The 14,016-nt window shown below is 50.2% G+C and carries 11 protein-coding genes; 8 read left to right on the top strand and 3 right to left on the bottom strand.

Features of this window, described 5'->3' with window-relative positions; translation table 11 throughout:
* Positions 1-133: 133 nt before the first annotated feature.
* Positions 134-2,197 (bottom strand): methionine--tRNA ligase, encoded by a 2,064-nt coding sequence (metG, locus tag ACIDF8_RS04735; RefSeq protein WP_412009436.1) that lies wholly within the window; start codon positions 2,195-2,197, stop codon positions 134-136.
* Positions 2,198-2,487: 290 nt separating this feature from the next.
* Here metG and ACIDF8_RS04730 point away from each other — a divergent pair, with 290 nt between their 5' ends.
* A complete protein-coding gene (locus ACIDF8_RS04730) occupies positions 2,488-4,860 on the top strand; it encodes a phosphoketolase (protein WP_412009435.1) in 2,373 nt (790 codons plus the stop codon).
* Positions 4,848-5,969, top strand: a complete 1,122-nt coding sequence (locus ACIDF8_RS04725) for an acetate/propionate family kinase (RefSeq protein ID WP_412009434.1) — start codon at positions 4,848-4,850, stop codon at positions 5,967-5,969. The genes ACIDF8_RS04730 and ACIDF8_RS04725 overlap by 13 nt, the downstream gene beginning before the upstream one ends.
* Before the next feature lie 150 nt (positions 5,970-6,119).
* Here the strand turns inward: ACIDF8_RS04725 and ACIDF8_RS04720 are convergent, their stop codons facing one another.
* Positions 6,120-6,578, bottom strand: a complete 459-nt coding sequence (locus ACIDF8_RS04720) for a fasciclin domain-containing protein (protein ID WP_379075736.1) — start codon at positions 6,576-6,578, stop codon at positions 6,120-6,122.
* Between the two features lie 282 nt (positions 6,579-6,860).
* Here ACIDF8_RS04720 and ACIDF8_RS04715 point away from each other — a divergent pair, with 282 nt between their 5' ends.
* The 4 genes from ACIDF8_RS04715 (at position 6,861) to ACIDF8_RS04700 (ending at position 10,455) form a co-directional block, all read left to right on the top strand.
* Positions 6,861-7,898 carry a glycosyltransferase family 4 protein gene (locus ACIDF8_RS04715; protein WP_412009433.1) on the top strand — a complete coding sequence of 346 codons (1,038 nt, stop codon included), beginning with the start codon at positions 6,861-6,863 and terminating at the stop codon, positions 7,896-7,898.
* 67 nt (positions 7,899-7,965) lie between these two features.
* Positions 7,966-9,054, top strand: coding sequence for an iron-sulfur cluster carrier protein ApbC (gene apbC / locus ACIDF8_RS04710; RefSeq protein WP_412009432.1), 1,089 nt, complete (start codon positions 7,966-7,968; stop codon positions 9,052-9,054).
* A gap of 50 nt (positions 9,055-9,104) precedes the next feature.
* Positions 9,105-9,683 carry a DUF1003 domain-containing protein gene (locus tag ACIDF8_RS04705; protein ID WP_412009431.1) on the top strand — a complete coding sequence of 193 codons (579 nt, stop codon included), beginning with the start codon at positions 9,105-9,107 and terminating at the stop codon, positions 9,681-9,683.
* 268 nt (positions 9,684-9,951) lie between these two features.
* Complete coding sequence (locus ACIDF8_RS04700) at positions 9,952-10,455, top strand: prepilin-type N-terminal cleavage/methylation domain-containing protein (protein ID WP_412009430.1); 504 nt, start codon at positions 9,952-9,954, stop codon at positions 10,453-10,455.
* Positions 10,456-10,545: 90 nt separating this feature from the next.
* Here ACIDF8_RS04700 and pgl read toward each other — a convergent pair whose 3' ends face one another.
* Positions 10,546-11,232, bottom strand: a complete 687-nt coding sequence (gene pgl, locus ACIDF8_RS04695; protein ID WP_412009429.1) for a 6-phosphogluconolactonase — start codon at positions 11,230-11,232, stop codon at positions 10,546-10,548.
* A gap of 183 nt (positions 11,233-11,415) precedes the next feature.
* Between pgl and gnd the strand changes: the two genes are divergently transcribed.
* Together gnd and zwf are read left to right on the top strand one after the other, a co-directional pair.
* Positions 11,416-12,321: a phosphogluconate dehydrogenase (NAD(+)-dependent, decarboxylating) gene (gene gnd / locus ACIDF8_RS04690; protein ID WP_412009428.1), complete on the top strand. Its 906-nt coding sequence runs from the start codon at positions 11,416-11,418 to the stop codon at positions 12,319-12,321.
* 151 nt (positions 12,322-12,472) lie between these two features.
* The gene (gene zwf / locus ACIDF8_RS04685; RefSeq protein WP_412009427.1) at positions 12,473-13,948 is read left to right on the top strand and encodes a glucose-6-phosphate dehydrogenase; all 1,476 of its coding nucleotides are present in this window, start codon (positions 12,473-12,475) and stop codon (positions 13,946-13,948) included.
* The last annotated feature ends 68 nt before the right edge of the window (positions 13,949-14,016 follow it).

The raw sequence follows: 14,016 nt of genomic DNA, 5'->3' as shown, positions 1-14,016 counted from the left end.
ATTGAATATAATATAAATCAATGTGTTAGCTTACTTTCCAAATCACGATTAAAGCAGAAAAAAGCCCACTCATGCTTGATTTTGCGCAAAGGCGCTTGCCCTGATTAAGGCAGACGCCAATTCCAACAACGGCTTATTTCACACGCATGCCTGCTTGCGCACCACTATCAGGCGAGAGGATATAAGGGCCACCCTGCTCATCACTGGCCGCCAGCACCATCCCCTCACTCATGCCGAATTTCATTTTGCGTGGTGCCAGGTTAGCCACCATCACAGTCAACCGGCCAACCAGCGTCGCCGGATCGTAGGCAGCCTTGATACCGGCAAACACCTGACGCGGTTTCTCCTCACCAATATCCAATTGCAACTTCAGCAACTTCTCAGCGCCTTCCACATGTTCGGCGCTGACAATCTTGGCAATCCGCAGATCCACCTTGGCAAAGTCATCAATTGAAATATAAGCGCCTTCTTCGGCAGCCTTGTTTTCCACTTTGGCTTCAGCTTTAGCAGTCGTTTTGGCTTCAGTGGCCGCTGGCGCAGCGGCTTGCAGGCTTTCTTTATTGGCTTCGACCATCGCCTCAATCTGCTTGGCCTCCAGGCGCGTCACCATGTGGCTATATGCCTGGATCGTTTGCGCAGCCAGCCCTTGGTTCACATGCGACCACTGCAAAGCTGGAATACTCAAAAACTGCTCTACCGCACTAGCGATGTTTGGCAACACGGGCTTCAGGTAAATCGTCAACAGACGGAACATTTCCAGCGCGTTACTGCAAATGGTGTGCAACTCTGCAGCCTTGCTTTCGTCTTTGGCCACCACCCAAGGTGCCGCTTCGGCGACATACCCATTCGCCGCATCGGTCAACTTCATGATTTCACGCAAGGCACGCGCAAAGTCACGTGCAGCAAAGGCTTCGGCAATCGTAGGCGCAGCGGCACGCATTTCATCAATCACAGCATGCTGCGCCGGAATGACCTGATTATTAAACTTCTTGGCGATAAACCCTGCCGTACGGCTGGCGATATTGATATATTTGCCCACCAGGTCACTATTTACCCGGGCAACAAAATCTTCCAGGTTGAGGTCGATATCTTCCATGCTGCCATTCAGTTTAGCGGCATAGTAGTAACGCAAATACTCAGGATTTTTGACGTGCTCGAGGTAGCTGCGCGCCGTGATAAACGTGCCGCGCGACTTGGACATTTTTTCGCCGTTCACAGTCAAAAAGCCATGCGCAAACACCTGTGTAGGTGTGCGGTGACCGGAATATTCCAGCGTGGCTGGCCAGAACAAGGCATGAAAATACAGAATATCCTTGCCGATAAAATGGTACAACTCGGTAGAAGAATCCTTTTTCCAATACTCATCAAAATCAATCCCGGCCTTGGCGCACAGGTTTTTAAAGCTGGCCATGTAACCAATGGGCGCATCCAGCCAGACATAAAAATACTTGCCTGGCGCATCCGGGATCTCAAAGCCAAAATAAGGTGCATCGCGCGAAATATCCCAGTCAGAGAGTTTGTTCTCCCCCACCTCGCCCACCCACTCACTCATCTTGTTGGCCGCTTCGGCTTGCAAGGTGCCGGATCGGGTCCAGTCACGCAAAAAGTCAGCGCACTCGCTCAGTTTGAAAAAGTAATGCTCTGTTTCCTTACGCACTGGCGTTGCCCCGGACACTGCCGAGAATGGATTAATCAGGTCAGTCGGGCTGTAAGTTGCGCCGCACACTTCACAGTTATCCCCATATTGGTCTTTAGCATGACATTTAGGGCATTCGCCTTTGATAAAGCGGTCCGGCAAAAACATGCTTTTCACCGGATCAAAATATTGTTCAATCGTTTTGCTGGCAATTTTGCCGTTGGCCTTGAGCGCTCTATAAATGCCAGACGCCAGTTCGCGGTTTTCTTGCGAATTGGTCGAGTAATAGTTGTCAAACTGCACCAAAAATTCAGCAAAGTCGCTGCTATGTTCAGCGTGGACTTTCTCGATCAACGCCTCAGGCGTAATGCCCTCTTTTTCAGCACGCAACATAATCGGCGTGCCATGCGTATCATCCGCGCAAACATAATGCACAGTGTGGCCCTGCATCTTTTGAAAACGCACCCAGATATCAGTTTGAATATATTCCACCAAATGGCCTAGATGGATGCTGCCATTGGCATAAGGGAGTGCAGAAGTGACCAGAATTTTGCGTGTCATGACAACAGGATTGAAAGTAAAAGCGCTATTTTAGCAAACAGCACGCACTTTCCGCGATTTACTCCGTATCTATTTCAATGATTGCCACGTAAAGCTTATTCCTCAGTCTTTGCTCACATTCAGTGCAGCTTACTTCTACACTTTACAAGTGGGTTAGAAACAGATTCCTGGAAGCAGCGTGCTGCTGGCATTGCTATTTCAAAGTAGTTTCTTTTGATTTATACCAAACCATTTGCCATAGTGAGTGACATACTACTCAAATGATCAGTGAAAATGAGAGGGTTGCGCATATGACTGAACACAGGGTTTTATTAGATCAAAATGAACTCAACCGCATCAATCGTTATTGGTCGGCGTGTAATTTTTTGGCTGCGGGGATGATTTACTTGCAGGACAACCCGCTGTTAAAAAAGCCGCTGGAAGCTTGTCATCTCAAACAACGGCCACTCGGCCATTGGGGTTCCAGTCCAGGTCTTAGCTTCACTTACATCCATATCAATCGCATGATCAAAAAATACGACCTGAATGCGATTTTTCTGGCAGGGCCTGGACATGGTGCACCCGGCGTACTCGCTCCGGCCTATCTGGAAGGCACTTATAGCGAAATCTACCCAGACAAAGCCCAAACCGAACTGGGTATGCGTGCTTTCTTCAAAGACTTTTCGTTTCCAGGAGGATTTGGCAGCCATTGCACGCCTGAATTGCCGGGCTCCATTCATGAAGGCGGTGAACTGGGCTACAGCCTTTCGCATGCCTTTGGGGCTGCGTTCGATCATCCGGATTTATTGGTCGCTGTGATGGTCGGTGATGGTGAGGCGGAGACTGGCCCCTTAGCCACCGCATGGCATTCAAACAAGTTCCTGAACCCTATTCGGGATGGGGCGGTGTTACCGGTGTTGCATCTCAATGGCTACAAAATCAACAATCCCACCGTGTTGGCGCGTATATCACACCAGGAACTCGAAGAGTTGCTCAAAGGCTATGGCTGGACACCCATTTTTGTGGAGGGGAATGATCCCGAGCGCATGCATCAGGAGATGGCGCAAGCGCTTGAAGCCGCTATTCAGTCAATTAAGGATATCCAGAAAAACGCGAGAACCAACAATGATACCAGCCGCCCTCGCTGGCCCATGATTGTATTACGCAGCCCCAAAGGCTGGACTGGCCCCAAAACAGTGGAGGGGCATCAAGTGGAAAACAGCTGGCGCGCGCATCAAGTGCCTATCAGCAAACCTGCGGAGAACCCTGAACATCTTGCGCAATTGGAATCGTGGTTGCGCAGCTATCAACCTGAAAGCTTATTTGATGCAGAGGGGCATCTATTGCCTGAGCTGGCTGAGTTAGCGCCACGCGGCACCAGGCGCATGAGTGCCAATCCGCATGCCAATGGCGGACTGTTGCGCCAGCCGCTGGCTTTACCAGACTACCGCCAGTACGCTGTCATGGCATCACGGGCAGAAGGCGCCCTTCACTCCAATACGCAACCGCTGGGTTGCATGCTGCGTGATGTGATATCGGCCAACCCCAACAATTTTCGCGTATTTGGCCCGGATGAAACCAGCTCGAACAAACTGCAGGACGTGTACACCGCCAGCAAAAAGACCTGGCTGGCGGATAGATTGCCTGAAGATGACGATAGCGGTGAGCTGGCGGCAGATGGCAAAGTCATGGAGTATTTGTCTGAGCACACGCTGGAAGGTTGGCTGGAAGGCTATTTATTAACAGGCAGGCACGGTTTTCTATCCACTTACGAGTCATTCGTACATGTAATCGACTCTATGTTTAACCAGCATGCCAAATGGCTGGAGATGTCGAAAAAAGTCAGTTGGCGTGCGCCGGTTTCTTCATTGAATTTATTGATTACGTCCACGGTCTGGCGGCAAGACCATAACGGCTTTACGCATCAGGACCCGGGATTCCTGGATCTGGTCGCCAACAAAAGCGCGGAAATTACCCGCATCTATTTACCCCCCGATGCCAACTGTTTGCTCTCAGTGGCGGATCACTGTTTGCGCAGCACTGATTACATCAATGTGATTGTCTGCGACAAACAAAAACACCTTCAGTATCTGGATATTGACAGTGCGACCATTCATTGCGCAAAGGGGCTGGGGATTTGGGACTGGGCCAGCAGCGACGCGGGCAGTGAACCCGACTTGATTATGGCATGTGCGGGCGACATTCCGACCAAAGAGGCGCTTGCTGCCACCCAGCTGCTCATGCACCACTTCCCTGCGCTAAAAATCCGCTTTATCAATGTCGTCGATTTATATAAATTGACCCCGGATAGCGAGCATCCGCATGGCTTATCCGATAAGGAATTTGACCGCCTGTTTACCACGGACAAGCCCATCTTGTTCAATTTTCACGGCTACCCCTACCTGATTCACAGGCTCACTTACCGGCGCGCCAATCACGCAAACCTGCATGTGAGGGGCTATCGCGAAAAAGGCAGTATCAACACACCGCTAGAGCTGGCCATCCAGAACAAGATTGACCGTTTCAGCCTGGCCATTGAGGCCATTTACCGTATCCCCGGCCTACGCAATATCGGTGCCCATGTGCAAGAGGAACTCCTGAACCGCCAGCTCGCCTGCTGTGAATACGCCTATGAGCATGGCGTGGATATGCCTGAAGAGGATGAGTGGCAATGGCAGAAGTAAGCACGCAAAACATGTTGAATGATGACCAGTCTTTACTGGTGATCAACTGCGGCTCATCCAGCCTCAAAGCGGCCTACTTTGCATCTGACAAAGCCCGCCAGAATTACCATTATCGTATCGACCCAAACCTTCCCGTCATAGAGGGCTTTGAGTCTGCATTTAAACAGCTTTTTGCAGAGTTGGGGGCTGCCCGTCCAACCCGTATCGCCCACCGTTTTGTGTTTGGTGGCCATATTGAGGACACGGCGCGTTTACTGACGGTGGAAGAGCAAGATCGTCTTGAAACACTGGTTTCGTTCGCACCGTTGCATCTCCCACTCAACTTGCTTGGGGTCAGGCTTTGTGCAACTCACTATTCCGGCCACCCCCGACTGTCGCAGTGGGCATGTTTTGACAATGGTTTTCATTACAACCTGCCAGCATTGGCATACCGCTACGCCATCCCCGAATCAGCGCAGCTACGTCGATTTGGCTTTCATGGTTTGAATTATGCGCATATCGCCAAGCAGCTACCTGGATTGCTGGACCATACGATCACGCAAGGCCACATCGTTGTGGCCCATCTTGGCAGCGGATGCAGTTTATGCCTGCTTGAAAATCTGCAATCTGTCGATACCAGCATGGGTTACAGCACAGCAGGCGGCATCCCGATGGCGACGCGCAGTGGCGACCTGGATCCCGGCGTGATGCTGGCACTGGCAAAAGAATTGGATCACACACAATTAGAGGATCTTATTTTTCATCAAAGCGGCCTGCTCGCGCTCTCTAACGGCGAAAGTAGCGACATTCAAACCCTGCTTGAAAGCGACAGCCCTGCCGCAAAATTTGCGGTGGATTACTTTGCGCGTAGCGTGCGCGCCATGATAGGCAGTTATGCCGCGAAAGCAGGCGGCATTGATGCATTGGTGTTTACAGGAGGCATAGGCGAACACGCCAGCCAAATCAGAACACTCATTTGTGACCCGCTGTCATTTTTAGGCTTTCGTTTGTCCCCAAACGCCAACCAAACCCATCAAGCCTGGATCAGTGAAACCACATCGAAACCCATCCTCGTCATTCCGGCAGATGAAGAAGCGGAAATGGCTGCACAGGTGATACTTCAAACCTAAATGAAGGCCAAACGGTCTGCTTTTGAGACTTTGAATGAGGAGTTTCGGCCTAAAAAGCTGGATGGATTGGTTGAATAAAAAGGCTATTCATTTGCAGAAGCCTTGATCAAACGAGCATTCTGCAAATGAAATTTAATAACTAAAAGTGTTCTAGCCTTTTGGAATCAGCACCGCACTCATGGTATGGATCACACCGTTATCAGCATTGATTTCATCACCAATGACTTTGACGTTTTCCACTTTCACGCCATCGCCTACTGTTAATTTCAAATCTGCGCCTTCTAGCGATTTAACCTTGCCGGCACTCACGTCTGCCGAGGTAATTTTGCCAGGGTAGATATGGTAGCTGAGCACTTTTTTGAGCTCGGCTGGGTTAGCCATTAACGCTTTAAGTTTTGCTTTAGGCAACTTGGCAAAGGCAGCATCGTTAGGGGCAAACAGGGTAATCGGGCCTTTTTCGTTCAGCGTACTTTCCAGGCCAGCGGTCTTCACGGCTTGCAAAAAGGTTTTGAAGTCGCCTTCTTGATCCACAGTTTGTAGCAAGGTGTCTGCATTAGCGTGGTGGGTGTAGCTGATAGCCAACAAAGTGAGTGCAAGTAGTTTGTTCATGCGTGTTCTCCAGAGTTATTGTTCAACTGAATCAAAAGCTTGTATTACCGAGACTTTTAGCGGCTGGTGTGCAGCTGTCGTCGATGTGGCTACCTTAACAAGCCTGCCTTACGCCTAACTTACCGGGGGATGGCCAAAGCTTACAGCGAGCTGAACACCCATGAAGCATGTGCGCAGGCATCATCAACTGGACAATGGTTATCGCAGCTTTAAAGCGAGATGTTCATAAACCCGTCATGCAGGCTTGGCAAGATCATTGAACTTTGTTGTGGAGCTTGTGTGATGACGATGTTGATTGTGACGGACACTTTTCAGCAAACCAATGGCGTGTCTACGACCTATAAAAACCTGCGGCGGGTGGCCAAATCCCGCAACTTGCGGTTTCGTGTATTGCATCCCAGTCTTTACCGCTGGATTCCTTTACCGTTTTATCCAGAAATTCAGCTAAACATTCAACCTTTTCGCTTATGGCGTACGCTTAACCGTATCCAGCCCAAACAATTGCATATTGCCACTGAGGGGGTGATGGGCCTGGTGGCACGCCATTGGTGCAAATCGCGCGGGATTGCATTTACCACGTCTTATCACACCCGTTTTCCTGAATACCTTGAGTTAATGTGGCGGATTCCGGCGCGCTGGACGTATGCTTATTTACGCTGGTTTCACCAGGGCGCACATGCCACTTTTGTCACTACCGAAAGTATGCGCCAGACTCTGCAAACGCATGGATTCAAGCATCTGGTCATTTGGTCACGCGGGGTTTCTGAGCAATTATTGAGCGTTGCCCAGCCGCAAGCGGCCAGCCACAAACTGCGGGTCTTGAATGTTGGCCGGGTCAGCCGTGAAAAAAACCTGGATGCCATTTGTGTGTTTCAGGATCAGTTTGAGATCACCATTGCGGGCGATGGCCCTTATTTGAGCGTACTCAAGCAGAAATACCCGCGCGTCAACTTTGTTGGCTATCAATATGGTAAGGCGCTGGCGGCCCTTTATGCCCAACACGATGTGTTTGCCTTCCCTTCCCGCACCGATACGTTTGGCATTGTGATGATAGAGGCCATGTGTAACGGCCTGCCCGTGGCGGCATTTGACGTGACGGGCCCCAGGGATGTCATCAAGCACGGCTTTTCAGGCATTCTCACCGAGGATCTTGCGCAAGCGATTGTGCAGTGTTCATTGCTGGATAAGGAGGCCATACGCGAGCAGGCACGCAGCCAATGGAGTTGGGCGCATTGCTTTGAGACCTTTCAAAAACACTATCCTGACCATAGTCCTTGTGTGCGCTTACAGCCAGCCACGACCAACGCAGAGATTGCATGACGAATAAACAGCGTTGGAGTAGAATTCCTGATTTAATTAGTCAGGCATTTCTGTAGGAACTCTAGGCATGACCATCAGCGACATTGTGATTCAAAGCACGCTCAAACTGAGCATAGACCCCAATACTGGCAAGGACTTTGTCAGCAGCAAGTCAATCAAAAATATACAAGTCAATGGCAATGATGTCAGCCTGGATGTGGTGCTAGGCTACCCTGCCGCTACACAGCTGGACCTGATCCGTGCACAAATCACCGAGGCGTTAAAAAGCATAGACGGCATCGGCAACATCACCGTCAATGTAGGCAGCCGCATTGTGGCGCACAGCGTACAACGTGGCGTCAATTTATTACCCAACGTGAAAAACGTCATTGCCGTGGCCTCTGGCAAAGGCGGGGTCGGCAAATCCACCACTTCGGTCAACCTGGCCTTGGCCCTGGCTGCTGAAGGTGCCACGGTGGGTTTGCTCGATGCCGACATTTACGGCCCTAGCCAGCCACAGATGCTAGGCATTTCTGGCCGGCCGGATAGCGCCGATGGCAAGAGCATAGAACCCATGCGTGCGCATGGCATCCAGGCCATGAGTATCGGCTTTCTGGTTGACACCGACACGCCTATGGTGTGGCGTGGACCGATGGTCACCGGTGCACTGGAGCAATTGCTGCGAGATACCCGCTGGCAAGATCTTGATTACCTGGTGATTGACCTACCTCCTGGCACGGGCGACATCCAGCTGACCCTGGCACAAAAAATCCCGGTCACAGGTGCGATCATCGTCACCACCCCGCAAGACATCGCCCTGCTGGATGCGCGCAAGGGACTCAAAATGTTTGAGAAAGTGGGCATCCCGATTTTAGGCATTGTGGAAAACATGAGTACGCATATTTGTTCCAACTGCGGCCATGAAGAACATATTTTTGGCGCTGGCGGCGGTGCATTAATGGCTAAAGATTACAACGTGGATTTACTTGGCAGTTTGCCTTTGGATATGAGCATCCGCATCCAAGCGGATGGTGGGCAGCCTACCGTGGTGGCAAATCCAGATAGCGCAATTGCGGAGACTTATAAAGAGATTGCACGTAAAGCGGCAAGCAAAATCGCGATTGCCAGCCTGGATCACAGTGCCAAATTCCCCAATATCGTGATTCAAAAAACCTGATTGATCACATCTGATCAAGATGGATGGCGCCTCACTCAAAGGAAAAAACGATGGCATTGCGTGAACACCATATCGCCGAAGAATTGATGGGGGCGCAATATGAGGCCATGGATGAGCACATGCAGCGGGTGGCCAGGCATCTGACCGACCGCCACCCCCTCTCCCGCAATCTTGCACCTCACCATACACACGAAACCCCTAGCCCGGGTCAACGTGCAGCCGATGCCATGGCTCGCTTTGGTGGTTCATGGACGTTTATCTTTATATTTATCCTGATATTGATCTGCTGGGTCATTTTAAACTCAGTCATTCTGTTGCGTTATGACCGCGCGTTTGACCCCTACCCTTACATTCTGCTCAACCTGTTTTTATCGATGCTAGCCTCGATTCAGGCACCGATTATCCTGATGTCACAAAACCGGCAGGCCGAGATAGACCGCCGCCAGGCCGAGCATGATTACGAAGTGAATTTGAAAGCGGAGCTGGAAATTTTGTTACTGCACGAAAAAATGGATGGTTTGCGCGAGCAACAGTGGCAGGATCTGATTCAGTTGCAGCAACAGCAAATCGCACTGCTCGAAAAACTACTGCAAGAAAAATCCCTACAGACAGTCAGCACGACTAATTAGAGTAGCCCCCCCCTTTTTAATCTGGCTCAAAGGCTGACTTAAAGCCTTAGTCACGCTCAGCTAACGCTTTTAATTCCCCGTTGAACTGAGGGAGTGCAGTCCATGCAAATAGCCGGTTAAAATTTATTTAACTATTCTTTTTATCACTTCAATATGCATTTAATTTTGTTATCTTAAGTTTTATTGCCATTTAAGCGAGCACATGTTGGCTAAGCCCACGAATCGCTACTGATTTCCAGCGATATCGCAAACAATGCACCAAGCAATCATGAAGCATCATCAGAGACCAACGGCCATCACTAAGAGGTATTTCACCGGTTTTACGCTGGTAGAAGTGGTCACGACCATCGCCATTCTGGCTATTTTGGCAGCCACCGCTTTGCCGCGTTTTGCGAGTGTTGATAAAAACGCGCGCATTGCCTCCCTTAATGCGTTGGCTGGCTCCGTAAAAAGCGCAATGCAAATGGCTCATGCCCAATGTTTTATCACAGAGGGTTGCAATGTCGCAGACTGGTCAAACGAAGTCATTGCTTCGCCCGACGACCCGACTTTAAGAGCCATGTATAACGGCTATCCAACCTCAAACATGGACGGCTCCCACATCAGTTTGTGGATGACGTTTTCCGGTTTTCAAATGGATACCAGCAATATCTTGTTTACTTCGTTTTATATTGCAAATACACCCAACCCTGCCATGTGCAGCGTTAACTATCAATACGCATTAAGTTTTGGCGCAACGCCCACTGTCACAGTCAACTCCTCTGGTTGTTAACACAGGCTGCAAATAAAAAACCCTCATAGAAGAATCTATGAGGGTATCTCAATGAGCGTTTTACAGCTTACGTTTTTTATTGGTGCATTTTTATTTCAACACGACGCCAAAGCAATAGACATCCACACCATTGGGCGATTGAATCAATGTGGCCGGAATCGCGACGCCTTGACGCCAGTTATCCACCGCCTCCTGCTTACCCGCCCCCGTCACCAGGAACATGACTTCATGCGTATCATTCAGCCGCTGTTGGCTAATGGTAATGCGGTCCGCAGGCGGCTTGGGAGAGTTGAACACTGGCACAGCATCGGCACTGTTATCAACCGCCTGGCCTGGGAATAAACTGGCGGTATGCCCATCCTCACCCAGCCCCAAAATCACCAGGTCAAAGGTGCGTACCCCTTGCAGAATTTCACTGTAGGCCAGCGCGCCTGCCACATTGCCTAGCTCTGCCGGAATGTCGTGAATCTGACTTTCTGGAATCGCCACATGGCTTAACCAGGCATCACGCGCCATTTTGCTGTTGCGGTCAGCATGATCGACCGGCAAACAGCGGTCATCATTGTGGTAGACATGCCACTTGGACCAGTCCGCATTGGCTTTTGCCAGTAACTGATAAACGGCTTTAGGCGTACTGCCGCCAGCCAGCACAATCAGAAAACTGCCGTATTTGGCAATGGCAGCGTCTGCTGCCGCCAATATCCGGTTGAGTGCTGCCTGGTTGATTTCTTCCTGGGATTGAAACGAGTGCCAACGGGTTTGAACATTCAAAGACATAGAAAACCTGTAAAAAACAATACAAAAAAGCGTGCGCAGCCTTTTAGACCGTGACTGCATTTGTTATAATTATAGCTGACTCGACATGATAATTCTGCAAAATTATCCGAAGCACTGATCGGGTTCATGCCATCCAAAAGATGGGTGTCTCTTAAACTCTCCTCATACCATAGGAAAATCCGAATGAAATTAGCAATGATTGGCTTGGGCAAAATGGGCGGTAACATGGCTGCTCGCTTGCTGCGTCACAAAATTAACGTGGTTGGTTTTGACTTTAACACCGAGTTCGTTAACCGTCTGGTTAAAGAAGAAGGCTTGGAAGCAGCGACTTCTGTTGCTGATGCAGTGAGCAAACTCGAAGGCCAAAAAATTGTCTGGTTGATGTTGCCAGCTGGCGAAATCACCGAAAACCAAATCAAAGATTTGATCCCCCTGCTGAACAAAGGCGACATCATCGTCGATGGCGGCAACTCAAACTACAAGCATAGTCAGCGCCGTGGCGCAATGTTGGCTGAACATGGTATCGGCTTTATCGACTGTGGTACTTCCGGTGGCGTATGGGGCCTGGACAACGGCTACTGCCTGATGTACGGCGGCGAAAAACAATTTGCAGATGTGTTGGCACCTTACGCACAGGCATTGACCCACGCTGATCGCGGCTGGGCGCACGTCGGTCCAGTGGGTTCTGGTCACTTCACTAAAATGATCCACAACGGTATCGAATACGGCATGATGCAAGCGTTTGCTGAAGGCCTGGACCTGATCAAAGGTAAAGAAGAGTTCAATCTGGATCTGGCACAAATCACTGAATTGTGGCGTCATGGCTCCGTGGTGCGTAGCTGGTTGCTTGACTTGACTGCTGAAGCCCTGAAACAAGACCAAAGCCTGCAAGAAATTGCACCTTACGTGGCTGACTCTGGTGAGGGCCGCTGGACCGTGGTTGAAGCGGTTGAGCAAGGTGTGGCAGCGCCAGTGCTGACTACTGCATTGCAAGCACGTTTCCGTAGCCAGGACTCAGAAGGCTACAGCTACAAACTGCTGTCACTGATGCGTAATGCATTCGGTGGTCACTCAGTAAAAACCAAGTAAGTGAACAAGCCTCTCACCATGAGAGGCTTTTTGCTTATTTGTTGAGAGCGACATGCTGACACGACTAAGTTTGAGAACTTAATCGCGCGAATCATAGACATATGGGAAAGGCTAGCCCTTTCCCGTTTACATTTTTATCTTAAGGTTAGAAATGACGAATAAAATTGATCCATGCACCCTGGTATTGTTTGGCGCAAGTGGCAACCTGGCCCGCGTAAAACTGTATCCTGGTTTGTTCAGGCTCGACCTGCTGGGCCGCCTGCCTGATGACATGAAAATTATCGGCGTTGGCCGTCAAGTGGTTGATCTGGATGCCTGGCGTGCGGACATCAAATCCATGCTGGATGCCAAATTCAAAAAAGGTTACGACCAAAAAGTCTTTGAGCGTTTTATTGCCCGTAACTTTTACCATGCCAACCCGCCGACTGACCCAGATGCTTTCAATAAACTGAAAGCCACGCTGAGCGACGAAAAAGTATTCCCGCAAAACCTGGCTTACTTCCTGTCTGTGCGTCCGGTGGACTTCGCTCCAGTGGTTGAATCCTTGGCGAATGTTGGCCTGACTCAAGAAGACAAATACTGGCGCCGTGTGGTGATCGAGAAGCCATTTGGTACCGACCTGCCCTCTGCCAAAGAACTGCAAGCGGCAATCACCAAGCACCTGAAAGAAAGCCAGATCTACCGTATCGACCACTATCTGGGTAAATCTGCATTGCAAAATATCTTGCTGCAACGCTTTACCAACACCGTGTTAGAGCCGATCTGGAACAACCAGTATATTGACCACGTGCAAATCACCAACACCGAAATGCTGGGTGTAGGTGACCGCACGCAGTTCTACGACAGCACAGGTGCCCTGCGCGACATGCTGCAAAGCCATATTTTACAGACGCTGGCCCTCACCGCCATGGAGCTGCCAAAAGACCTGACCCCAGAAGGCGTGCGTGACGCCAAGATCAAGTTGCTGGAGCAGATTCGTCCGATCCCAGTCAACGAACTGGAAAAGCATGCTTTCCGCGCGCAATATAGCGCAGGTGAAATCAATGGCGAAAAAGTACCAGGCTACCTCGAAGAACTGGGCAACACTGACAGCGTGGTAGAAACCTATGCTGCCTTGAAACTGTTTATTGACAACCCACGCTGGAAAGGCGTGCCGTTCTACATCCGTACGGCAAAACGCTTGCACGAAGCCGACACCCGCATTTCTATCCGCTTCAAAAAAGCGCCGTTGCAAATCAATGATCAGGACCAGAACTGGCTGATTATTGGTATCCAGCCACGTGAGTGCATCAAGCTTGAAATCCAGTCCAAGATTCCTGGCCTGGATGTACAAACCCGCACCATCCAACTGGATGCTGCCAACCGCTGGGATTCGGATGACTCTGTAGATGCTTACGAGGCGCTGTTGCTCAACCTGATGCAAGGTGACAACTCCAACTACCTGCACATCTCAGAAGCTGAAGCCCAATGGCGCCTGGTAGATCCAGTCGTGAAAGCCTGGGCAGAAGACAAGCGTCCAGTACATCAGTATCCTGCTGGCAGCCGTGATCCAGAAGCGTCTAAAGTGATTTTTGAAGCTGAAGACCAGTTCTGGCGCTATAGCATTGAATTAGGCGGCGATAAATAATCCTGTGGTGTTCATACACCAGGGCGGAATTAATTCGCCACCAAGCCTAAAAAAATTGCAAATTTAAC

This window comes from Methylophilus sp. 3sh_L (assembly GCF_046766015.1).
Taxonomy (GTDB): Bacteria; Pseudomonadota; Gammaproteobacteria; order Burkholderiales; family Methylophilaceae; genus Methylophilus.
The sequence above is the reverse complement of the archived record's forward strand: the minus strand, read 5'-3'. Positions and strand labels throughout refer to the sequence as shown.